The sequence below is a fragment of the Micromonospora sp. NPDC005252 genome (genome assembly GCF_042872475.1).
In the GTDB taxonomy this organism is placed as follows: Bacteria; Actinomycetota; Actinomycetes; order Mycobacteriales; family Micromonosporaceae; genus Micromonospora.
On record NZ_JBIAKN010000006.1, the window covers coordinates 1 to 22,099 of the forward strand.

A 22,099-nucleotide genomic window follows, 5' to 3' on the forward strand; every position below is an offset into this window, starting at 1 on the left:
AACAAGCAACGGCACGCGTGGCGCTTGTGGTCGACGTGTCGACCAGCGACGCGGACCGTGCCGTTGAGGTGGCCACAACACTCGCCCAACGGGTCGGCAGGCGGACCTGTGACGGCCCCGGCCCTGTCGAGGTCAGTCCGCCGGTGTGGTTCACCCGGGTGTATGCGCTGGTCGGCGTCACCGGACACCGCCCATGGGTGGCGATGCAGACAGCGATGACAGCGCTGGGCCGCAGCGGCTGGGCTCCCTCGGCCGCAGTCGAGAGCGAGCAGTACGTGACGGCGGAGTTCAGGGCGTACCGCGAGCTCAACCGAGGTCTCGACGCGCTAGGAGTGAGCGCGGTGGAGATTCACGCCGGCTATGGACTGGGCCACGACCCGTCCCGTACGCCGGGCAGTCGGTAGCAGGGCGAGTGACGACGGCAGCCAGCCCGGCTACCGCCCCGCCCTCGATCGGGCAAGGTCACCGTGCTTCGGATCGGTGCCGCGCTCACTCTTCTGCCGCGGACAAGGCGCGTCGATCGTGAGCGTGCTCCCCGATCGACCGATGCGGCTGCGGGAGCCAGCGCTGGCGCCAACCACAGCACTGGGCCCGAGCTCACAATCGGTCGGCGGCCCGGTGCCGCCCTGGTTTGGGGGTGCAGGTTGGGAGCACCTCTCGCTGCCTCAAACACGCATAGCGCGGCGCAGCATGTCGGGCCGTCGAGTTTCGTCGCCGCACGGCCGACTGTCATCAACGAGGAGCGATCCGAGTGGCATCCCTGGGGGCGCCGGCGTGCCGCTATCTGGGACGGCTATCCCACAGGCAACACCCTGACCAGGCACCTCTGGTTGGTGACCTCTTTGGCGTGCACGAAGGTGTCAGCGCCCCCGCGCGGAGTGCTCGCCGTTGCTGTCGCCTCCGTGGCTGCCGGTTCCACCGTGAGCACTCGACGTGCAGTGCGGTGTAGGTCCGGCGTTGGTCGAGGAGGCCCCGAGATTCGGGCTTGTCGGGCCGTCAGGCATGTGCCGAGGCGCGCCAGAGGCGAAGTGCTCGGTCGCGAAGCGGCTGGGAGAGTTCGCGCGAGTCCTTCATGTCGGCCAGTACGTCGCGCAGATCCCGGGTAGGCCAGCCGGCGTCCAGCCAATCGAGTGCCAGTGCCGGCCAGTAGCTTCCCCATGCGGTGAGCGCGAACCGCACGAGGGCGGGAAGCGGTGTGTCGGCTATAGGCACGTCAGACAGCTCCGCACTGACGTCGTTCGGGGTGCGCTCCAGCAATGGCAACAGCCACACGAGCCGGTCCCCGGCCGGGTAGACCAACCCGTCGGCGGCGCCATGGATTAGCCAAGTGCCGACACCATCCCGCACCAGGAGCAGGCCGTTGTTGATCCTTAGCCTCGGATGGAGACGATCGTCGGCAGGGCCCATGCCGAACAGCCTGTCATGCCCTGATAAGGCGCGGCGTCGACCCGTCGGTAGGCTCGGTCGGCGACGCCTATGACAACGCCCTGGCCGAGTCGACGATCGGCATGCTCAAGACCGCGCTGATCAAACCACGTCGGCCGTGGCGGACCTGCGACCACGTCGAGATCGCCACCCTGGAGTACGTCGACTGGTACGACCACCACCGCCCCCACAGCGGAGCCGTGGACCTACCACCAACGCCCTGACCAGGTACTTCAAGCTGGTGACCTCTTCGGCGGATGCGAAGAAGTCAGCCGTGATTCTCCCGGTCGTCGGTCGGGCGACGTCCGCTCATGCCGATGCGCCGGCGCTCCAGCCCACGAACTGCCCCTCGCGGGCAGGAGCACCCATGACAACAGGCGCCCGCGGGGCATAGCGTGCACCCGATGATCCGACCTGCCTTCCTCGACGCCGCTGAGACCGCAGCAGCTCTGTTGCGCGAACCGATACTGGCCGAACGGTGGTCCACGCCCAGCGCGTTGGCCGACTTCTCGACGGGCGGCCTGGCTCGTCATCTTGCCTACCAGGTAACGCACACGGTGGCCTTCCTTAGCGCCGCGCCCGGACAGTCGGCGATCTCGGTGCTGGAGCATTTCACTGGCAACACCTGGGTGACGTCAGGCGTAGACAGCGCTGACAACATCGGCATCCGGCGCCGCAGCGAGCAGGCAGCCGCGTCGACGACCGCCGCGGACCTGGCGGACACCGTCGATGCCGCGTTGACCCAGCTGCGGGCCGTAGTGCCAGCACAACCTGTCGACCGCATCGTGGACCTCGGCGACTGGGGTCTGAGGGTCGATGACTTCCTATTGACCCGAGTCATGGAGCTGGTCGTGCACGTCGACGACCTCGCTGTCAGCCTCAGCCTGCCGACGCCGTCGGTGCCGACGGCAGCGGCCGAAGCGACGATCCAGCTGCTGAGTAGCCTCGCCGCCTGGCGACACGGTTCCCTGGACGTGATACGCGCACTGGCTCGGCAAGAACGAGCTCCCAGCTCAATCGCCGCCCTCTGAATGCCGGAGACCCTCTTGCATCGCCGAGGTAGCGGGCCCTCATCTGCCGCCGACCGTGCGCGCTGCTGCGGAGCGTCCGTCACCCCCGGTAGCTGTCGGAGGTCGTGCCGATTTGCAGCATGTGGCGGCGGCATCGGGTGACCGGGGCCGTGGCGGCCGACGATCTGTCCGAGGTCGCGGCAGCGGTGGCCCTGCATGGCCCCTTTGCGGATGCGTACGCTCGGCTTGAAATGACACACTCCAGAAGTGGAAAGCCTTCAGTGCGCGTCGTGCGGGAACGAGTTGAGCGTTCCGCTGCGGCTGGTCGAGCTGCCCGCCGGACCGCACTGGTCGCTGCTGGACCACCACCATGTGAACCCTCCGCGGCTCCAACCCGGCACCTATGCGATCGACGCGGCCGTCTACGGCCGTGATCAGGTCGTCAACACGTTCGTGCTCTCGCCCGGCGACGTCCGTGGCACACGATTCGTCCACGACCTCGTTCAGGTCGGCTGCTGGTCTCTCGTGGGATGGAACCCTTGCGTAGCCTGCGAGAAGTGCGGCGCCTTGGTCGCTTCTCGGACCGACGACTGCGATGTGGCCCAGGAGACGCGCTTTTATCCATTTATGGTCGTCCTGACGACCTGCGACGATAAGGCGGGCATCATCCCGGACCCGTTCGCGTTGATCGCTGACTGGGACAACGAAGCGCCCGACACCAGACGATACGGCTGGGTGCCCAAACCCGTCCGGCAGCGGCCGGAGCTTACGGCCACTCGCTGGAGCGGCCGAGATGTGAAATCGGATCTCTACCGGGACGACCCACCTGCCTGACCAGACGGCCGGGATCGGTCCACCAAGCGGCATACGGGATCTGCCGGCACCTCGACAGGGGCTATCGGACTCATCGCCGAGTCGCCACCTGCGCACTCATCTGCCGCGCTGGTCCGGGGACCGGTGTCGGGAATCGGCAACAGTGGCACACTTCGCTCGTGAACACGACGGTTCGCTAGGAGTGGAACACGCGCCTGCGGTCAGCAGCGCGACCATCACCGCGGCCAGCGCGCGACGTCGCGCGTGCACGTTCGTGCCGCTCACTGGGGACCTCCGGCGGTAGACAGCAGGCCCCGTCCTCGACTCGGATCAAGCGGACCGGTGGAACGCGGAGTCGGTGTGCCGTCCACGGCGACACCGCCACTCACATCGAACGCGAAGCCTCGAAGGCACGCCGGGAGCCGGGGAGGCTGCTCGATGACCCCAACCTGCGTGGGCGAGGACGGCTGCGCGAGTTGCCTTGACGAAAGTTTCGCCGACCGGACGTTCGACGGCTATCGGACGGTGTTGGCCGCCGGTGCCGGCAGGAAGGGAGGGCCTGCCGGTCGTGTGTGCGAGTGGCAATGTCAAACAATGGCAAGTAGTACCGCCTGGTTCTGGGCGGCGGCCGAGCGGTAGAAGCGGCAGAGGTCGGCGAAGGCCGGCGCGAGGAATTTGTCGAAGTCGTCGGCGCCGCGATCCCACCCACCCGGGTAGATGGTTGCGGCCGCTAGGGCGTCTGGGTCGAAGCGGGAGCGCAACGCGTCGACGTCCAGCATGTCGAGCGCGGCGGCGACGACGCGGACCGTCTCCACGTCGAGGAGGCGTGGCGGTCCGTAACCGCCCTCCTCGCCGATGTCGTCGCCGCCGAGGACGGCCGCAGCGGCTGGATCGTCCACCTCTCCGGCTGTGCCGGCCAGCAGGTAGTGCAGGGCATGCCATGACTTGTGCAGATCCAGCTCGGGATCGGGCATCTCTGCGTCTTCATCGTCGAGGTCGCCGAAGAGCAGCAAACTTACGGTCGCCGGATCGTCCAACACGGCCCGCAGTTCCTCGGCCGACAGCCGACGCCCGATCAGCTCCATGCCCACGAACAAGTCCTCCCGACAAACCTGCTCGCTTCCTGTTGCGGAAGCGCCTTGCTGGTGGCGCGGCACGATACCGGCGCCTGGTTCGGCGGTGAAAACCAACCTGGGCAACACATGCTCTACCCGTACGGCCAGAGCGTCTCGGTTCCGCAGGCAGGCGTGACACGGGCGTGCTGTAGCCGTCGTGGTGGGCCACCCACACAGTCCCGTCGGCGTCAGCGCGTGGCGGGAACGGATGGCTTGCGTACGTGCGCTGCCAGAGCCTGCCTCCGGCCAGGTCGACCGCGGTGAGGACGGTGGTGTACAGGTTGCGTGTGCTCGGGCTGCGGCCCGCATAGCTGGTGAGGTAGATCGGCCCGTCCGGGTCAGCGGCCGCTAGGCCCCGGACCTGCCCAGGCACGTCGATGATCTCGGGGTCCTTCACCTTGCCACCTCCTCAGCCGTGCGATGGCTGGCGCCGGCTTTCATGCTTGCTCGCCGGCCCCAGCCGGGGCGGTCAATTCGCATCGACGTGCAACAGCGGCATTGTTGCGCCAGCGTCGGTGCTGATCCGGCCGACTGAGACTTGAATCCCACCGGCAAACCTGTGGGCAGGTCTTCCTCGACGGTGACCTCTTCGGCGAGCCCGAATGGGCTGGGCGTGAAGACCGGTGGGGACGACGTCCGTTGTACCGCGTGGGACATATTCAACCGGCCGGGGCGTGCCCATCAGTACAAAGGCGTCGGTGGGGCGGGCTCCGCTGACGACTTGAGACATAACGCAGTGCCGCGGGTTCCGGCTGGCCCATAGTCTATGCGCAGTAGTCGCAGCGGCTCGACGCGGGCAACTCGGTGTAGCAGCTCGGGCAGCGCGGTCGGGGCACAGGCTCCTTCGCAGCCTTGCGAGCTGCCCGACGCTCGGCCACTTCTTTAGTCAGCTCAGGTCGGCCACCATCAGCAGGCAGGCCGACAGCGTCGTAAGTCCGGTAACACAGAAGGCGATGCTCGGCGGCGTAGGCCTCGATATCTTCGCCGGGGACACCCAGGACCGATTTTGGTGCCCTGGCGTAGCCATCCCCGATCGTGCCGTCCTGACGTACGCACAGCGACGTAAGCGGCGGCCCACCCGCAGCCTTCGCCAAGATGGCGACCTCCTCGAGGAGTTTCCCGATCCAGTTGGTCAACAGCATGCGCGTACGGATGCCTGACCGCTCCTGCACGTGCTCGCCGAGATCCTTGTACTTGATGACGGCGTTGTACCGGCGTGCCGTCGTGACCAACTCCTCATGGGCGAGCGGTACCCACGCTGCGAGCGCATCCACGAACGCCACGGGCGAATTGTCCGCCACGCGATAAGTGCCTGGCCCCGTCGTCACGCTTTGACCCTACGGCTCGCCGCAGTCAAAGTCGAAGATCGCCGCGAGGGAGCCCGGTCGCAAGCATGAGGTCGACCGAGGTCGAACCTTGCGTGACGCGCGCGGTGCGTGCGACGAGACGGCTCGGTGTTTCAGCTGGGGTGGCTGCTGGCGAACGGCGTCGGCCCGCTCGAGACGGTCGACGGCATCGAGCGCGTGCCCGAGCCCATCGCAGCGTTGACGACAATCGCACAGCGGCACACCGGCTCCGCCCGACGGCCGACCGCAGAGGTGATCGCCGCCGCGCAAGCCCAGTTCCCCGCCTTTGAGGCACTGCTCAACGCGCACGCACCGGCGGAGTAGCCCTGGAGTTTGACCTGTCAATGATGGAAGCCGGATCCTCATGATCGGCAAGACAGGCCCTAGACGGCAGCTACAGGAGTTGGTGGCAGCGAGTGGGGCGCGTTCAGGATTGCTGACCCTGGTTGCGCAACGGCCGGGCTTGGTCGACACCGCACCAGGCCCGGCCGCTGCGTCACGCGGCTAGGAAATGTTCCAGCGCCGGTTCCAGTTCACGCTGCAGGTCCATACCTGCGGTGGTGCGCCGATGTCGTAGCTGACATCCTTGACGCCGAGGCACTTCTTGCCCGTCATGGTGACGAGTTGCAGCCAGGGGTCACCCGGCGTCGCCGGAGCCGCGATCCATTCCTGCGGATTCGTACGCTTCAGCCTCCGTGCTCATGTGGTGCACCGACCGTGTAGAGAAGTGTGGCGAGCGACAGGAGCGCCACAATGATGCGGATTCTCATGCCGGCCCCTCAGCTTCCTTCTGTCATTGGTGCGCCGATGGTGTAGAGCAGCAGGGCCAGCGACGCTAACGTGAGCATCGCGTAGGCGGCCTGGCGCCAGACGGTGGACATGGTCATGTTTCACCTCCCGTGATGTGCTGGGGTCCCGGATCGGGTTGGTCGTGGCGGCGACGCATCGCGAGCGCCGTCAGCGCGACGGTCCCGGCGCCAATGAGCACGTCGCCGGGACTGACGAGCTTCTTCAACGGCGTGACCGGGATCGTGTCACCGAGGAGCGCGAACCGGGTCGCATCGTCCGCGGGTTCGTTCTTGGGCGTGGTGAGATCCGGCCGTAGGCCGACCGCCTCAGCCCCGCTCGGCTGGTATGGCATGCGTCCGTTGAGTGCGACCGTCACTCCATTGGCGAGCGCACCTACCGTGATGGCGACGCCAGCGACGCGGATCGCGAGCGGCCATCTGGGAAGGTTCATGGCCAGCCACCACAGGACCAGGCCGAATACGACGACCAGCGTGCCGGGATGCCGCAGGGCAGCCACGTGGTACTGCGCCGCCTGGACGACGGCGGCCAGCCACAGGAGCCACACGGCCGAGAGTCGGATGCTCCGCAAGCCGGCGATTCGACCCCCGCTGGCGTAGCCGACAAGGACACCCACCGTCGGCGGTGCGATGAGCAAGATCAGACTGTGGATCGACATGGCGCCACCGTGTGGGCCTCGACGGCCCTGAGTCCGGTCATTTGCGGTCCCTATCGTGGAGTTCCCCTCAATAGACCAAGTCCAGTGTGGATTGCCGGATCTGATCGCGGCATGGTTCTTCCGTCCATCGGTTCACTGATGATCGGGCTTCACGCGTAAGGGTTGAGGTTGCGTCCGCTGGAGTGGGGTGTACGACTTGCCCGTGATGGGCCGACCATGTGACGCGGAGCGGTGAGGCGGAAGCGGGGTGGCCGGAGGCGCTTGCGGGCAGAGCACAGGACGATTGCCGAATAGCCGTGTGAGCTCTCCCGGGCGACCTGCCGTACCTCAATTGATCCGTCCAGCGGCCCGAATTCGGGTCGCAGTACCGCCCGGAGGTCGTGTTCGTCGACATCCGCACTGGGAAAAGTCTTCTCCCCGACGGTGTAACCGCGGCAGCGGCGCAGGGCCGCGGTGACGAAGAGACCCCCGGGCCGGACCAGGCCAGTGATGTGGCGCATGAAGAACTGCCAGGTCGCCCGGTCGGCGGTGGCGGAGTCCGCGCAGTAGGCGCTGACCACCGTCGCGTATCGGCGGTCCATCGGGCGGGGCTGCCGGGCGTCCACCCGGATCAGCGCGGTGATCTTCTCCCGGGCGAGATCCTCACGGATCGCCACGTCCTCGTCGGTCGGGCAGCTGACCCCCTCACACCGCAGGGTGTAGCGGACGAACGGGCGCCAGTCGTGAGCATCGTGCTCGCGGTCGATCCACCGCTGGATCTCGTTGAGATTCGCCGGCAGGTAGTCGCCCAGGTGGATCTCCGAGGCCACCTCGGCGGCCGCGAAAACGTGATGCAGGGTGGGCCCCACCCCGAAGAACAACACGGGCTGACCACGTTCCGCGCGTCGCATCGCCTCGACGAGGAACGCGATGGTGGCGATCTCGTCCGGTTCGACGGTGCGGTAGTAGCCGGCGAGGTACTCCGCCGGTATCCAGTCCGTGTCGAATGACGCGTACCGGCGGCGCCGCCGGGTCAGGAAGGCTCGGGTGAGGCGGGCGAGGCCGTACTCGTACAGGGCGGCGCCCAGGTTGGCACCGCCGAGGAACACGAGTGCCTCGTTCGAGGTGATCGAGTCGCTGAAGGCGGCGATCCCGAAGGCGCCCGCGTAGTAGGGCACCTCCTTGGCGACCTCGGTACCGGCGTACCCGAGGGCCGCCGCCAGGCGCGGTGCGCGGACACCGCTCGCCCTGCGCCGGAGCACGTCGTACAACGCCTTGGACAACACGTTGGTGCTGGTGCCCGTCGTCGCCAGGAGCGTCCAGTTCGCCCGCACACCGGTCCGCAGGCCGAACCCCCAGACCGCGTAGGTGGCGACCAGAAACGCCACCGTCCCGCGGTGGTCGAGGCTGCTGAGCAGGCCGGACGCGACCAGGCACGCGCCGGCCGCCACCACGCTCGCCTCCAGCGCGTAGGCCGATGCCGTGGTGGCGACGAGGCTGAAGACCCAGTTCCAGAGCTTGCGGTGCGTCGTCGGGGCACGGTCCGCCCGCCGGCCCACCGGAGCCGCACCGATGTCGTTCATACCGGTGCCGCCGCTCTGGCCGGTCGTCGGCCCGGCTCCCAGGCCACCGACTGGAACACCGCGACCACCAAGGCGCAGACCGGTCGCCCGGTGCAGCGGGCGCCGGCGACCGCGATGCCACGCGACGGGAAGCTCGTGCCGCGGTTGCGGCACAGCGCGTCCAGGGACGTGGTCACCAGCCCCCGCAGGCTCACCTCGTCGTCGGCGTCGTGTTCTACCAGCAGTCCGCGCCCGCAGTCGTCCTGCACCCAGCCGAGACCGGCCCAGGCCTGTGCGTCCGGCGCCGCCGTCCGCGCCCGTGCCACCACGCAGTACAGCCGGTCGCCCCAGCTACCCGGTGTACGGCCGATCCGGTCGACCTGCTCGACGGAGCTGGCGGGCGGCAACACCGAGCTGAGGTAGATCAGGTTCCGGTCGGCGACACCGGCCGCCACCAGCGCGGCGTCGAAGGCGGCCAGCTCGGTCGGGCCACGGCCGACGGCTCCGGCCACCAGGATGTTCATCGCTGTCCGCCGTCCGCGCGGACTGCGGGCGGGGAGTCTTGCACTGTCCGCGCCCGTTCCGATCCGGTGCGCTCGGCCTCGACCAGCACCCGGCGGGAAAGCTTGCCCGACGGCGCCCTCGGCACTGACGAGGTGAACCGGACGGCGCGGAGCCGCTTATAGGGAGCGACCCGCTCGGCCACGTAGGCCAGCAGTTCCGCAGCTGTCGCCGGTCCCCGCAGCACCACGTACGCGACCGGCACTTCGCCGGCGTCCGGGTCGGGCCGGGGTACCACGGCCACGTCCGCGACCGCCGGGTGGGTGAGCAGCAGGTGTTCCAACTCGGCCGGCGCCACCTGGTACCCCTCGTACTTGATCAATTCTTTCAACCGGTCGACCACGTACAGGTAACCGTCCTCGTCGAAGTAGCACAGGTCCCCGGTGCGCAGCCAGCCGTCGGCGTCGATGGTGGCGGCCGTGGCCTCCGGACGGTCGCGGTAGCCCCGCATGACCTGCGGGCCGCGGATCCATAGCTCGCCGGCGCGCCCGGCACCAAGGTAGGCACCGCCGTTCGGATCGACGACGCGCGCCTCGGTGTTCGGCACCAGTCGACCGACCGACCCGCGCCGCGGCTGGTCGAGTGGCCCTACGGCGACCATGGCGGTGGCTTCCGTCATGCCGAGGCCCTGGCTGACCACACACCCGAGCCGCTCGGCGCATCGCTGCTCCACATCGGCACCGAGGGGAGCCGCACCCACGCCCAGACTCCGCAACGAGGACAGGTCGTGGTCGTCCACCAGTGGATGATCGGCCAGCGCGGTCGCCATCGGCGGCGACACGATACTGACCGTCACCCGGTACTCCTCCATCGTCCGAAGGAAGGCTTCGAGGTCGAAGCGCGCCAGGGTGACGACGGTCGCGCCGGCCGCCAGACTGCACGGCAGCACGACGTTGAACCCCATGACGTGGAAGAACGGCGCCGCGGCGAGCACCACGTCGTCCTCGCGGAAACCCATCACCGCCTGGCTCTGGCGAACGTTCGTCACCACGCTCGAGTGGGTCAGCTCCACTCCCTTGGGCAGGCCGGTGGTGCCGCTGGAGTACGGCAGGGCGGCGAGTCCGCGATCGGGGTCGTCCGCGAGCGTCGCCGGCGGGTGGTGGTGGGCGATCAGTTCACGGAACGACGTTGCGCCGACCGCGTCCCCGAAGACCAGCACCTCCTCGACGCCCGCCCGCTCGGCGGCGGCCACCGCGCGGTCCAGGAACGGCGGCACGGTGACCAGCATCCGCGCCCCGGCGTCGGCGAGCTGACCGGCCAGCTCCTCGACGGCGAGCATCGGGTTGGCGCCGGTGATGATCCCGCCGGCTGCCATCGTCCCGTAGGCGGCCAGGGCGAACTCCGGCGAATTGGGGCTGTAGAGGGCCAGCACGTCACCCGGGGCGAAGCCTCGGGCGACCAGGCCGGCCGCGACCCGCTCCACACCGGTGGCGAGTTGCCGGTAGCTGATCGTGCGGCCGGTTGCGCCGTCGATCAGGGCCGGTTTGTCGCCGAGGCGGGCGGCATGCCGCAGTACCAGCGATGGCACGGTGGTCCCGCCGACCTGGACGTCCGGCAGATCGCTGCGGGACGGATGAACAACGGCCATGGCTACTCCTTCACCGTTGACGCCGGCACCAACCTGGGCAGGTTGCCGCTGGTGGGCCCGGGTTCCGACACTCATGAGCCGACCGTAGGGAGCTGCCGTGTGCAGACCGTTTCCCGACCGTTTTCGCAGCGTGGAAAGCGATAGAGTTCTTTCCGGACGACGACGGTGGTGGCTATGCGGAACCAACAGTTGCGTGTCCGGGTGCTCGGCGGGGCCGAGCTGACGATGGATGGGCGTCCCCTGGTGGAGCTGGCCTCCGCCAAGGCGACGGCGCTCCTGTTCTACCTGGCGGTCACCGGCACCGCGCACTCACGCTCGGCGCTGGCCGGGTTGCTCTGGAGCGACCTTCCGGAGCCGACGGCCCGGGCCAATCTGCGGCTGGTGCTGACCAAGCTGCGCCGGGTCGTCCCGGAGCAGGTGGCAGTGAGCAGGCAGACCATAGCGCTGGCGGACAGCCGGCAGGTGTGGGTCGACGTCGCGGAGGTGAGCCGGGTGGCCGCCGCCCACCAGGACGACGACGAGCTGCTGGAGGCCGTCCGGCTCTGCCGAGGCGACTTCCTCGAGGGTTTCGGCGTCCCGGGAGCGCCGCTTTTCGATGATTGGCTGACCGAGCGGCGCGCCGCTGTTCGGGCGGACATGCTCGCGCTCATGGACCGTGCCGTGCAGCGGGCCAGAGACCGGCGGGATGCTGCCGGCGGGATTGAGGTGACCCGCCGGCTGCTGCAGCTGGAGCGCCTGCACGAGGAGGCGCACCGTGCGTTGATGTGGTTCCTGGCCGTGGGCGGTCAGCGTAGCGCCGCGCTCGCCCAGTACGAGACCTGCCGCTATCTCCTTCGGGAGGAGTTGGGTATCGAGCCGGCGGCGGACACGCTTGCCCTCCGTGACGAGATCGCCGTCACCCGTGGGTTCACCGCGCTGGGTGTTGACCCGCTCGCGTCCGCCGCTCGGCAGGACGTGGCCCTGGCGGCCGGGTCGCCGCCGACCGATCTGCCTCGCCCGCTCACCGCGCTGGTCGGTCGGGAAAGGGAGCTGGCGCGCCTGCATGAGCTTCTCGATGATCCCACGTGCCGGCTCGTGACCCTGGTGGGTCCCGGCGGGATCGGAAAGACCCGGCTGGCGGTAGAGGTCGCCGCGTATCGGCAGGGGCGTCGTCGTGACGGGACGGTGTTCGTGTCGTTCGTTGGCACCAGCCCGGCCCGGCCGGCCGAGGCCGCCGATCTGGTCGTCGCCGGTCTCGCCCGCGCGCTCGAGATCGACCTGGCTGTGCCCCGCGAACCGCTGGACCTGCTCGCCGAGCAGTTGGCCGGCCGCGAGCTGCTTCTCGTGCTCGACAATCTGGAGCATCTCCGCGACAGCGCGGGGGTGCTCGCCGAACTCCTGAGGCGAGCACCCGGCGCGCAGCTGTTGGTGACGTCCCGGCGGCCGCTGGGGCTGGGTGTGGAGTGGCTGGTCGAGGTGCCAGGTCTGCCGTACCCACCGCCGGGCGCCGACGCGGACGCCGCCGGCTACGAGGCGGTGCAGCTCTTCCAGGAGCGGGCCCGGCTGCTGCGTCCCAACTCCCTCGCCATCGACGGCACCGCGGGGGCCGGCCGCGTGTGCCGGCTGGTCGCCGGTGTGCCGCTGGCCATCGAGCTGGCCGCCCGCTGGGTGCGCTCCGCCACCCCGGCCGCCATCGCCGATCGGCTCGCCAGCGGGCTCGAACTGCTCGAGACCACCGCACCCGACGTGGAGCGGCGACACCGCAGCCTCCGCTCCGTGATCGACTGGTCGTGGCAGCTGCTGACCGACGAGGAACGCCGGACCCTACGGCGGTTGTCGGTGCTGCGCCGTAGCTTCGACCTCGCGGCCGCCGGCGCCGTGGCGGGCGCCGGACTGCCGATGCTGGCCAGCCTCGTCGACCAGTCGCTGATCGCGGTCGGCGAGGACGGCCGCTACGAGATGCACGAGCTGCTCCGGCAGTACGCGGCCGAGAGCCTGGCCGCGGACCCCGCGGAGGAGGCGCGGACCCGGTGGCGCCACGCCGAGCACTACGTCGCACTGCTGCCCGCGCCGGGCGAGGCCCGCACCGAGGGCGGGCCGAGTCTGGAAACGGAGCAGGAGAACCTGCGCGCCGCCACCGAATGGCTCATCCTCGGCGCCGACCCGATCACACTCGACGCTCACCTGGTCCGGCTGTGGGCGGTGTACCAGCGCCTGGGCTGGTTCCGCGAGGCTCAGGCCTTCTTCCGCGCGGCCCTGGAACGTCACGTCGCGCCCCTGCATCGGGCCCGCTGGCACCGCATGCTCGGCGAGACGCACCAGCAGATCGGGGAGGCGAACGCCGCTCGGTACCACCTGGAGCGGGCACTGGACCTCCTGGTCGGCCGCGTCCCGACGTCGACGTCGGGACGACTGGGGATGATCGCGTCACAGGTGATCCGCCGGACGCTTCACGGCCTGCGGCCGGGTGGTGTCGTGGCCCGGGGTGCGGACCGGCGTGAGGCGGCCCGCGAACGCGCTGCCGCCTGCTTCACGATCGCCGAGGTCTACTGGGTACTCGATGAGCACCTTCCGGTCCTCGCCGCGTCGATCTCGTCGCTGAACGCTGCCGAACGCGCCGGGGACCTCGATCTGATCGTGCGGGCGCAGGCTGGTCTCGGGATGATGATCGGCACCGTGGGGTTGCACCGGCTCGCGGGCCGCCACCTTCGTGCCGCGAGCAGCGCCGTCGAGCGCACCAACGATCCGCTCACCGCCTGCTGGGTCGGCATTGTGGGCGGGCTGCACTGGACCGGGGTCGGCGACTGGGCCGCCGTCGACCTCGGCGCGAACCGGGTCCTGAAACTCCGGCGCCGGACACCGATGCACCGGTGGGCCGACGAGGTGCTCCTGATCAGCGCATTCAGGCGGTACCTCACCGCCCGCTACGCGCAGGCGGCCGCAGCGGCCGCCGAGGCGATGGCCGCCGGCCGAGAACGCCGCGATCCCGTCGTACACCTCTGGGGTCTACTCGTCCTGATCGAGACGGCCCTGCGCGCCAACCCCGACGACCCGGCGCTGGCAGGCTGGTCCGAAGAGGCCGCACAGCTTTTGCCGGCAGCGGCCAGGATCGACGCGGCCCGCCTCCACGCCGCCGTGGCTCGCCAACACCTTGCCAGCGGGCAGCCGTTGGACGCGTGGCAGGCGATCCGCACCGCCGACCACCTGATCGGCCCACATCCGTCGTTCGAGCAGTACGCCATCGAGGCGCACGCCGGCATTGCCGAGGTCTCTCTGGCGCTGCTCGAGCTGGCGGATCCGCATCGACGATCGGCGCGCGGAGCGGGCGAGCCTGACCCGGCCGAGCTGCGCGAAAGCACCGCAGTCGCCCTGCGCCGGTTACGCCGCTACGCCCGCACGTTTCCCATGGCCCGTCCGAGGGCGCTCATCTGCCTGGGCTGGTACCGATGGCTGGGCGGCCGGGCCGAGCCCGCCCGGCGGGCGTGGGTCCGGGCAGCCCGCGAAGCCGAGCGACGTCAGATGCCCTACGAGCTGGCACGCGCCCATTACGAACTCGGCCGTCACCTCGTCGCGGGACAGCGGTCAGCCCTCGGGCTCGACCGGGCTGAGCACCTTGAGCGAGCGATCGCCGAATTCGGCCTTGCCGGATGCCGAGCGGACCTGCGCCGAGTTCAGGCGCTCGCCCGGCGGACCGGCTCGTAGCCCGCATCGCAATACCAGGTTCCGTTGCGTTGAGCCGGGCACGTATTCATGCGGAACCTACGACGCGGCCACTACGAACTCGCCATCGAGGCCCCGCCCACTCTGCGGGTCGCCGCTGCGTTCACCGACTCGCCCAGGCGATCTGACCGCGGACCCGACCCGGGTTCAACACGTCCGCCGATCCGATTACGCAACGGCGCCACCTCAACGTCCGGGTGGTCACTGATTCAGGGCTTATGCCGCATCCGAGTTATCTGTCCGATTCTGTTCCCTATGCTCCAGTTGACACCCGTACCCGATCCAGGAGTCCGGCCGGTCCTGCGCCGCGTGCTGCCCACGCCGCGCGTACGCCCGGCTCGCGTCGCCGTGGGGCGCGCCCCCGCCGCGGTGTGCACCGCCGGATCCGACAGAGATGCGTGAGACACGATGAAGGACGCGGACACAATAGTCCTGCCCCGGCTGGCGTCGACGGAGGTCGACGTCGAGGACCCCTGGGGTGAGGACCACGCGATCGTCACCCAGGCGACGACCGACACCGGCCGGTGGCGGGTCACCGCCTGGCTGGTGCCGGCACTGTTGACGGTCGCGCTCTGCCTCCTGCGGGCCGGCGTGGCCACTCCGCCGGGCGGCGGCACCCCGGGCCTCGCCGGTTCGCCGCTGCTGCGCTTGTGGGCGGAGGTGCTCGGCGCGTCCGGCCCGGCGATACGGGTGGTGTCGACGGTGGCCGTCACCGCCGCCGCGGCCCTCGTCGGGTTCCTGGCGGCCCGACTCTTCACGCCGCGGGTGGGCCTACTGGCCGGCGTGATCTTCGCGCTGCTGCCGACGTCGACCCGGTACGCGCAGGAGATCCAGCCGTACGCGCTGACGGTGTTCGCCGCCGTGCTCGCCACGCTGCTGCTCGTGCGGGCGGTTGACCGGCCGACGGTCGGACGCTTCGCCGGCTACGGCGCCGCGGTGCTGCTGCTGGGCCTTTCGCACGGTCTCGCGCTGCTGTTGCTCGCCGGGCACGGCTGGTCGATGTTCGTCTTCCGACGCGGGGTGGTCGGCCGGTGGTCGGCGGTCGCGATCCTCGGCGCGCTCCCCGCGGCTGTCGCGCTGGGGCTTCCCAGTGGCGTGGTCGGCGGCGGGATCGCGCGGGGGTCGGAGCCCACTCTGGACGTGCTGGCCGCGACGCCCCGGAACCTCTTCGGCGTCACCGCCCTGGGGGTCGTGCTGGCCGGGTTGGCGCTGTTCAGCCTGCCGCTGCGACGCTCCGCCGCCCTCTACACCGCCTGGGCGGTGGTGCCGCCGCTGGGTCTGCTGCTGGTCGCGCAGGCGACGCCGGTCTGGATGCCGGAGGTGCTGCTCTTCACGCTGCCCGCGTGGGCCACCCTCGGCGCGGTCGCGCTGGCGCGGGTGCGCGCCCGGTGGTGCGCGGTCGCCCTGGTGGCGATCGCGGTGCTCGGCGCCCCGGCGCAGCTGGCCCGGTCCACGCCCGGGGGGCGCGAGCGGGCGACCGGCGATCTCACGAGGGTCGTTCACTTGTGGACGCGACCCGCCGACCGTGCGACGGCACGCGAGGCGCACCCCGCCGGTGGCTGAGGAGAGCGCGGCTCATGGTCATTTACGTAACTAGCCCGCTTTAAGCAAATTGTCCGAATAGCATCAGCTCCGGTCGAGTTCGAGTCGGGCAGAAATCCATGGGGGCAATGTGGTCATCGCCAGCGATAGCCGGCGGTCTCCCGTCGCCGGGCAGGGCATCGCCGTCGCTCCGGCCCTGACCTCGATCGGAGGGTCGTCGGAGCCGCCCGACCGTCGGCAGCGCAACGTCCGGGCGCGCCGCGCCTACGCGGCGTGCGGTACGACGGCCGGACCGCTGATCGCGCCGGGGCACGTGGCGGCGCCGGTCCAGTTCCGGCCGTCCCTGTCGCCCGCGTCCCGGCTGATCCTGACGCTCCTGGTTCTCGTCAACAGTGCGGCCGGGCTGCTGTTCGTCGGGTGGCTGCTGCTCCCGGCGCACGTGCCGGGGCCCGGCGTGACCGGGATCGGCAGCTGGCAGACGACGGCGGCCCGGCTCGGCTTCTGCGTGGTCGTCGGCGTGGAGTTGATCCGCCTCGCGCAGAACGTCGTGATCTGGGTCTTCGCGTTCCATGCCAAGGATCCGGTCCCCGTCGATCCGCCCGTCGGCCTGCGGGTGGCGCTGCTCACCACCATCGTGCCCAGCAAGGAGCCGCTCGACGTCGCCGAGCGGACCCTGCGGCGGATGCGGCAGATTGTCTACTGCGGCCAGGTCGACGTCTGGATCCTCGACGAGGGGGACGACCCCGCGGTGAAGGAGATGGCCGCGCGGCTCGGGGTGCGGCACTTCAGCCGCAAGGGCCGACCCGAGTACAACCAGCCGAGCGGCGAGTTCCGGGCCAGGACGAAGTCGGGAAACCACAACGCCTGGCGGGCCGAGCACGAGCACGGCTACGACGTGGTCGCCAACGTCGACCCGGACCACGTGCCGTTGCCCGGCTTCCTGGAACGGACCCTCGGCTACTTCCGCGACCCGGACGTCGCCTTCGTGGTGACCCCGCAGGTCTACGGCAACATGCACCAGAACTGGGTCGCGCACGGCGCGTCGGTGCAGCAGTACCTCTACAACGGACTCATCGCGCGCGGCGGCAACGGGCTGGACGCGCCACTGCTCACCGGCACCGGCCACCTCTACCGACCGGCGGCCTGGCGCAGCGTCGGGGGCTACCAGGACTCCATCATCGAGGACCACCTCACCAGCATCCGGGTCCACGCCGCCGTCAATCCGCACACCGGCAACCGGTGGAAGGGCGTCTACACCCCGGACGTGGTGGCCATCGGGGAGGGCCCCACCTCGTGGGCCGACTACTTCAACCAGCAGAAGCGGTGGGCGGCCGGCATCTGCGAGATCCTGGTCCGCCCCGAGCTGCGCGCACCGCGCGAGCTGGGCACGCGGCGCCGCTGGCAGTACCGGCTGCTCCAGTTCTACTACCCGAGCGTCGCCGTCGGCCTCCTGCTGGGCAACCTCGCCACCGCCCTGTACCTGCTCACCGGCGTCGGCACGGCCCAGCTCGACGTGACCGTGTGGTCGGTGCTCTGGGCCGGCACCATCGGCACCTGGTTCGCGCTCTGGCTCTGGCTGCGCCGCTTCAACATCGCCCCGCACGAACGGGAGGAGATCGGTGTGGTCGGCATGGCGCTGGCCCTCTTCACCGGTCCCGTCTACGTGGCCGCCGCGGTCGGCGCGCTGCTGCGGCGCAAGCTCGCGTTCGTGGTGACGGCCAAGGGCAAGCTGCGCACCACCGAGTCGCTCGGCACTTTCCGGCTGCACTTCGGCTGGGCGGCCATCGCCGCTGCCGTGCTCGGCGCGAGCTTCCTGCTGGACCACGGCCTGACTCTGCTGTGGGTCTGGCCGGTGCTGACCCTCGTGACCGGCCTGGGCCCGCCGCTGATCGCCATCGTCTCCGGTGTGACGCGCCGTGGGCGACACCGCGACGACGCGGCCCGCGCCGCCGCGCGTACCCGTAGCGAGGACCGCCACCCGCCGAGGACGCGGGTGCCGGCGGAACGGAGTGTGCCATGGCGAGGCTGACCCTGCCGCGGAGCATGCTGGCGCTGATCACCGCGCTGCTGCTCACGTACGCCTTCGTGATCGCGCCGCGCACGGCGTCGGGAGCCCGGGGGGAGGCCGCGGCGACGGCCGCACCGAGCGCCCCGGCGACGGCCGCACCGAGCGCCCCGGCGACGCCCGCACCGCCGCCGCGCCCGGAGCCGGTGCTCTTTCCGCCGGCCGGGAAGACGTTCATCGGCGTCATGACGAACGAGGGTCCGTACGACTTCACGCCGGTGAATGCGTTCGCCGCCGCCGCGAAGCGTCAGCCGCAGGCGATGCTCTTCGGCGCGGGATGGGCGTCGGCGGCCTTCGACCGGGTGCTCTTCGACCGGATCCGCGACCGGGGCATGCTGCCGATGCTGGCGTGGGAACCGTGGGACTACCGGCTGGACGAGACCTCCCGCAAGAAGGGCTTCAGCGCCCGCAAGATCGACAGGATCCGCTCGGACCAGCCCCGGTACCGGCTGGCCCAGATCACGCGGGGGAGCTTCGACCCGTACCTGCGGTCGTGGGCGCAGGGCATCAAGGCCCTCGGGTACCCGGTGGCCATCCGGTTCGCCCACGAGATGAACGGCGACTGGTACCCGTGGTGCGAGACGGCCAACGGCAACCGGCCGGGTGACTACGTCAAGGCCTGGCGGCACGTCCACGCCGTGTTCGAGGCCGCCGGGGTGCAGAACGTCATCTGGACGTGGAGCCCGAACGTCAGGTGGGACGACTCCACCCCGAAACTCGCCACGCTCTATCCGGGCGACGACTACGTCGACTGGGTCGGGCTCTCCGGCTACTACGGCACCGGGGCGCTCTCGACGTACCGGTCCTTCGACGCGATCTTCAGCCCGACGATCCGGGAGATCCGCGGCTTCACCCACAAGCCGCTGGTCGTCACCGAGACCGGCGCCTCCGACGGCAAGGGGCGCAAGGCCGAGTGGATCCGGCAGGCCTTCGAGCTGCTGTCCGGCCACCGGGACATCATCGGCCTGATCTGGTTCGAGGCGCGCAAGGAGGTCGACTGGCGGATCGTCAGCTCACCCGCCGTCGCCAAGGCCTTCGCCCGGGCCGTCGCCGCCCCCCGGTACGACGTCGGCTGGTCGCCGGCGATGGTGCCGCGTACCCGGGTCGAGGAATAGGCCGTCCGCCGCCGTGAGCGTGTCCCAGCCCGTCAGGTCGGACCGGCACCCCGCCGCGCCCGGCCGCGCGGCGCCGGCCGCGTCGGCGCGCCGGGCGGGCGCGCCGGTGTCGCGTACCCGCGTCGCCCTGCCCGTCAGTCTCGTCGCGTTCGCGGTCGCGGCCCTCGGCAGCGGCGGCCGCGAGATCTGGTTCGACGAGTCGGTCAGCTGGCTGACCACCACCCTCGCGTGGCCGGATCTGCGGCATCTGCTCGGCAACATGGACCTCACCCACGCCCTCTACTACCTGGCCCTGCGCGGGTGGACCGCGCTGGCCGGGGACTCCACCCTCGCCCTGCGGTTCCCGTCCATCGTCGGCACGGCGGTGGCCGCCGGCGCGCTCACCCTGCTCGGCGCGAAGCTGTACGACGGCACCGTCGGGGTCACCGCCGGCCTGCTCTTCGTCGCGATCCCGTCGGTGTCCCGGTACGGGCAGGAGGCCCGCTCGTACGCCTGGGTCGTCGCCCTCACCGTGCTGGCTACGCTCGCCCTGGTCGGGGCGCTGGACCGGCCCTCGTGGCCGCGGTGGGTCCGCTACGGCGGCTGCCTGCTGGCGTTGACCTGCCTGCACGCCGTCGCGGCGACGGTGCTGGCAGCCCACGCGCTGCTGGTCGGCTCGGCGGTCCGCCGCGGCGGTGCCCGGCGGGCCCGGTGGGCCTGGGCGCTCACCGTGCTGGTGGTCGCCGTGGCCGCGGCGCCCCTGCTGTACGCGGCGTCCCGGCAGGCCGACCAGGTCTCCTGGATCATCCGCGACCGGGCGGCGCTCGCCCGCTTCCCCCGGGAGCTGTTCGGCTCCCTCCCGGTCGCCGTGACGTTCGCCGGGACCGGCCTGCTCGGCGTCGCCGTGCTCTGGCGCCGGCGGCGCGCACTGCTCCTTCCGCTGCTGGTCTGGGCCGTGGCGCCGCCGGTGTGCTGCTACCTGAGCCACCCGCTGGTGCACCTCTTCCTGGCCCGGTTCGTGTTGTTCACGCTGCCCGCCTGGGCGCTGCTGGCGGCGGTCGGGATCGCCGTGCCGGTCGCCGCGCTGCGGCGCGCGCTGCCGGCGGGCGGGCCTGCGGCGGTGCTCGGCGCGGCCGTGCTGGCCGTCGCCGGGGTGGGCCTGCCAGGGCAGGTGGAGGCCCGACGCAGCCCGGTGCCGGGGGAGGCGGACTACCGCGCCGCCGCCGCCGTGATCGACCGGCGGTACGAGCCCGGTGACGGCATCGCCTACTCCGGTTGGCGCGGGTGGAGCGCCCCACTGCCGATGGCGTACCAGTTGCGCACGGCGCCGCGGGACGTTTTCCTCGCCGTGCCGCCCGGCCGGTCCGGCGGGTTCTGGGCGATCGACTGCGTCGATCCCGCTCCCTGCCTGGGCGACGTCCGGCGGATCTGGCTGGTCGTCGGCGGGGCGGGCGACCCGTACGAGGGCATCCCGCCCGCCCGGGCCGAGCTGCTCCGCCGCGAGTTCGCCGTCACCGGCACCGACCGGTTCGTCGGGGTGGCCTTGGTGCTGCTGGTCCGCCGTCCCGGTCCGTGACCACTGGGGCTACCTGTCCGGTTGTGGGTGTGACCCGTGGACGCCAAGCCCGTCGCGGTGACCGTGCAGGCCGACAAGCCGGACACGGGCCAGCTGATCCCCCACGGTGTGCAGGGGCGCCCAGTCGCGCATCTTCGCGATGAAGGCGCTCGCGGCGCGTCCTGTTTCACCGTGGAGGCGAAGCGGGTCGGTCACATCGACGTGCCGCTCTGGGCCGTCCGTGCTCTGTGAGGCCATGACTAAATTCAGCCTCATTTGCCGTATTGACCTTGGGATTGACAAGCATCCTCACGAGCCGCGTATTCGGTCTTACAGCCCTCGGTCCTGGTTGCAGGCCGGGCGGTGGAAGATGAGGCTCCGACGTGGCGATCTCCCTGCCCTGCCTGAAGCTCACATTGCATCACGACCGCGACGCTCGTGGCTTGTTGGAGCGGCCGGGTCTCACCTGGACCCCGGCCGCCTGAGGAGAGAGGCAACGCTGTGCGAGCAATCCCGCTGTTCGTCGTGGCACTGGTGCTCTGCGGGTGTACTGCACCAGTGCCGCCCGCCGCCGGCCCGGCCTCGCCGGCTGGGTCGGCGCCGGTGCCGTCTTCGCCGGCCGCGTCGCCGCCGGTGCCGGCCTTCCAGCAGAGCCTGCCCGGCAGCGCCCGACGCGAGTGCGTCGCGGTGCCCGGCGACGCCATGCTGGTGCGCTCGGGCGACTTCATCGCCGGGGACTTCGTGGAGTACCGCCGGCAATGGCACCCTGACCTCGGCCCCGACCTGGGCAAGCTGTTCTGGCTGCCGGCCCGCCCCCAGCTCAACGCCGCGCTCACCGTGACCGCGACCTCCGGCGGTCGCACCGAGACCTACAGCGCCGGCTCGCTGGCGACCAACGACGCCGGGCAGGCGATGTACCCCAGCGGCATCCCGTTGCCGGCCGCCGGAACGTGGAAGCTCGTCGCGCAGGCCGGCGACGGGTGGGGGTGCTTCGAGCTGACACTGCCCTGACCGGCGTTCGGCGCGCGCCCGAGCCTCCACGTCACCCAACCCTGGACGTACACCACCAACGCCGACGTCGACGTGATCTGCTTCGACAACGCCGGCGCGGTCACCCCGCACCGGTTCCTGGCCACCTTCACCTCCCGGCTCTGAGGCCGGGCCGCATCGGCCGTGGCCGTCCTCACCTCGCCGCCACCGCGGCGAGGACGCCGGGGGCGGTGATCGACGCCGTCGAGCCGACCGGCCACCCGCGACCCCGGCACGGTCCACATGCGCAC

Annotated in this window: 18 protein-coding genes and 1 pseudogene; 12 read left to right on the top strand and 7 right to left on the bottom strand. The window is 70.6% G+C overall.

Translation table 11 applies throughout. The annotated features are described in order from the left end of the window. Positions 1-404, top strand: a pseudogene (locus ACFYPH_RS18530) (hypothetical protein); the annotation flags it as partial. A 592-nt stretch (positions 405-996) separates the two neighbouring features. On the opposite strand, the gene ACFYPH_RS18535 reads toward ACFYPH_RS18530, so the two are convergent. Beyond that, complete coding sequence (locus ACFYPH_RS18535) at positions 997-1,407, bottom strand: hypothetical protein (RefSeq protein ID WP_387183165.1); 411 nt, start codon at positions 1,405-1,407, stop codon at positions 997-999. A 23-nt stretch (positions 1,408-1,430) separates the two neighbouring features. Here ACFYPH_RS18535 and ACFYPH_RS18540 point away from each other — a divergent pair, with 23 nt between their 5' ends. The 3 genes from ACFYPH_RS18540 (at position 1,431) to ACFYPH_RS18550 (ending at position 3,269) form a co-directional block, all read left to right on the top strand. After that, entirely contained in the window at positions 1,431-1,649 is a 219-nt protein-coding gene (locus ACFYPH_RS18540; RefSeq protein WP_387183770.1) for an integrase core domain-containing protein, read from the top strand. A gap of 180 nt (positions 1,650-1,829) precedes the next feature. Further along, positions 1,830-2,456 (top strand): maleylpyruvate isomerase N-terminal domain-containing protein, encoded by a 627-nt coding sequence (locus ACFYPH_RS18545; protein ID WP_354858576.1) that lies wholly within the window; start codon positions 1,830-1,832, stop codon positions 2,454-2,456. A 246-nt stretch (positions 2,457-2,702) separates the two neighbouring features. Beyond that, the gene (locus tag ACFYPH_RS18550; RefSeq protein WP_354858579.1) at positions 2,703-3,269 is read left to right on the top strand and encodes a hypothetical protein; all 567 of its coding nucleotides are present in this window, start codon (positions 2,703-2,705) and stop codon (positions 3,267-3,269) included. 566 nt (positions 3,270-3,835) lie between these two features. On the opposite strand, the gene ACFYPH_RS18555 is transcribed toward ACFYPH_RS18550, so the two are convergent. Together ACFYPH_RS18555 and ACFYPH_RS18560 are read right to left on the bottom strand one after the other, a co-directional pair. Next, complete coding sequence (locus ACFYPH_RS18555; RefSeq protein ID WP_354858607.1) at positions 3,836-4,333, bottom strand: YfbM family protein; 498 nt, start codon at positions 4,331-4,333, stop codon at positions 3,836-3,838. A gap of 794 nt (positions 4,334-5,127) precedes the next feature. Further along, positions 5,128-5,646, bottom strand: coding sequence for a hypothetical protein (locus tag ACFYPH_RS18560; protein WP_354858581.1), 519 nt, complete (start codon positions 5,644-5,646; stop codon positions 5,128-5,130). 171 nt (positions 5,647-5,817) lie between these two features. Between ACFYPH_RS18560 and ACFYPH_RS18565 the strand changes: the two genes are divergently transcribed. Beyond that, the gene (locus ACFYPH_RS18565; RefSeq protein ID WP_354858584.1) at positions 5,818-6,033 is read left to right on the top strand and encodes a hypothetical protein; all 216 of its coding nucleotides are present in this window, start codon (positions 5,818-5,820) and stop codon (positions 6,031-6,033) included. A gap of 559 nt (positions 6,034-6,592) precedes the next feature. Here the strand turns inward: ACFYPH_RS18565 and ACFYPH_RS18570 are convergent. The 4 genes from ACFYPH_RS18570 to ACFYPH_RS18585 all read right to left on the bottom strand — a co-directional run bounded on the left by ACFYPH_RS18570 (position 6,593) and on the right by ACFYPH_RS18585 (position 10,864). Continuing rightward, the gene (locus ACFYPH_RS18570; protein ID WP_354858586.1) at positions 6,593-7,174 is read right to left on the bottom strand and encodes a DUF5317 family protein; all 582 of its coding nucleotides are present in this window, start codon (positions 7,172-7,174) and stop codon (positions 6,593-6,595) included. Between the two features lie 149 nt (positions 7,175-7,323). Continuing rightward, positions 7,324-8,736, bottom strand: a complete 1,413-nt coding sequence (gene gntF / locus ACFYPH_RS18575) for a guanitoxin biosynthesis pre-guanitoxin forming N-methyltransferase GntF (RefSeq protein ID WP_387183171.1) — start codon at positions 8,734-8,736, stop codon at positions 7,324-7,326. Continuing rightward, a complete protein-coding gene (locus tag ACFYPH_RS18580) occupies positions 8,733-9,239 on the bottom strand; it encodes a pyruvoyl-dependent arginine decarboxylase (RefSeq protein ID WP_387183173.1) in 507 nt (168 codons plus the stop codon). Before ACFYPH_RS18580 ends, gntF begins: the two co-directional genes overlap by 4 nt. Then, positions 9,236-10,864: an AMP-binding protein gene (locus ACFYPH_RS18585; RefSeq protein ID WP_355139628.1), complete on the bottom strand. Its 1,629-nt coding sequence runs from the start codon at positions 10,862-10,864 to the stop codon at positions 9,236-9,238. The genes ACFYPH_RS18580 and ACFYPH_RS18585 overlap by 4 nt, the downstream gene beginning before the upstream one ends. Positions 10,865-11,038: 174 nt before the next feature. Between ACFYPH_RS18585 and ACFYPH_RS18590 the strand changes: the two genes are divergently transcribed. From ACFYPH_RS18590 to ACFYPH_RS18620, 7 genes are all read left to right on the top strand, one after another. Next, positions 11,039-14,545: a BTAD domain-containing putative transcriptional regulator gene (locus tag ACFYPH_RS18590; RefSeq protein WP_387183176.1), complete on the top strand. Its 3,507-nt coding sequence runs from the start codon at positions 11,039-11,041 to the stop codon at positions 14,543-14,545. A gap of 426 nt (positions 14,546-14,971) precedes the next feature. Continuing rightward, positions 14,972-16,126 (top strand): glycosyltransferase family 39 protein, encoded by a 1,155-nt coding sequence (locus tag ACFYPH_RS18595; RefSeq protein ID WP_387183179.1) that lies wholly within the window; start codon positions 14,972-14,974, stop codon positions 16,124-16,126. Between the two features lie 109 nt (positions 16,127-16,235). Next, the gene (locus ACFYPH_RS18600) at positions 16,236-18,134 is read left to right on the top strand and encodes a glycosyltransferase family 2 protein (RefSeq protein ID WP_387183181.1); all 1,899 of its coding nucleotides are present in this window, start codon (positions 16,236-16,238) and stop codon (positions 18,132-18,134) included. Further along, positions 18,122-19,285, top strand: coding sequence for a glycoside hydrolase family 26 protein (locus ACFYPH_RS18605; protein WP_387183184.1), 1,164 nt, complete (start codon positions 18,122-18,124; stop codon positions 19,283-19,285). The genes ACFYPH_RS18600 and ACFYPH_RS18605 overlap by 13 nt, the downstream gene beginning before the upstream one ends. A gap of 106 nt (positions 19,286-19,391) precedes the next feature. Beyond that, entirely contained in the window at positions 19,392-20,840 is a 1,449-nt protein-coding gene (locus tag ACFYPH_RS18610; protein WP_387183186.1) for a glycosyltransferase family 39 protein, read from the top strand. A gap of 36 nt (positions 20,841-20,876) precedes the next feature. Then, positions 20,877-21,071 (top strand): hypothetical protein, encoded by a 195-nt coding sequence (locus tag ACFYPH_RS18615; RefSeq protein WP_354857577.1) that lies wholly within the window; start codon positions 20,877-20,879, stop codon positions 21,069-21,071. A gap of 351 nt (positions 21,072-21,422) precedes the next feature. Beyond that, positions 21,423-21,830: a hypothetical protein gene (locus ACFYPH_RS18620; protein WP_354857575.1), complete on the top strand. Its 408-nt coding sequence runs from the start codon at positions 21,423-21,425 to the stop codon at positions 21,828-21,830. The last annotated feature ends 269 nt before the right edge of the window (positions 21,831-22,099 follow it).

Bases quoted from the DNA above. Each gene is read 5' to 3' on its own strand.
- ACFYPH_RS18595 (WP_387183179.1), top strand. From the start codon at position 14,972: ATGAAGGACGCGGACACAATAGTCCTGCCCCGGCTGGCGTCGACGGAG.
- gntF (WP_387183171.1), bottom strand. From the start codon at position 8,736: ATGAACGACATCGGTGCGGCTCCGGTGGGCCGGCGGGCGGACCGTGCC.
- ACFYPH_RS18570 (WP_354858586.1), bottom strand. From the start codon at position 7,174: ATGTCGATCCACAGTCTGATCTTGCTCATCGCACCGCCGACGGTGGGT.
- ACFYPH_RS18545 (WP_354858576.1), top strand. From the start codon at position 1,830: ATGATCCGACCTGCCTTCCTCGACGCCGCTGAGACCGCAGCAGCTCTG.
- ACFYPH_RS18555 (WP_354858607.1), bottom strand. From the start codon at position 4,333: ATGGAGCTGATCGGGCGTCGGCTGTCGGCCGAGGAACTGCGGGCCGTG.
- ACFYPH_RS18605 (WP_387183184.1), top strand. From the start codon at position 18,122: ATGGCGAGGCTGACCCTGCCGCGGAGCATGCTGGCGCTGATCACCGCG.
- ACFYPH_RS18535 (WP_387183165.1), bottom strand. From the start codon at position 1,407: ATGGGCCCTGCCGACGATCGTCTCCATCCGAGGCTAAGGATCAACAAC.
- ACFYPH_RS18580 (WP_387183173.1), bottom strand. From the start codon at position 9,239: ATGAACATCCTGGTGGCCGGAGCCGTCGGCCGTGGCCCGACCGAGCTG.
- ACFYPH_RS18590 (WP_387183176.1), top strand. From the start codon at position 11,039: ATGCGGAACCAACAGTTGCGTGTCCGGGTGCTCGGCGGGGCCGAGCTG.
- ACFYPH_RS18585 (WP_355139628.1), bottom strand. From the start codon at position 10,864: ATGGCCGTTGTTCATCCGTCCCGCAGCGATCTGCCGGACGTCCAGGTC.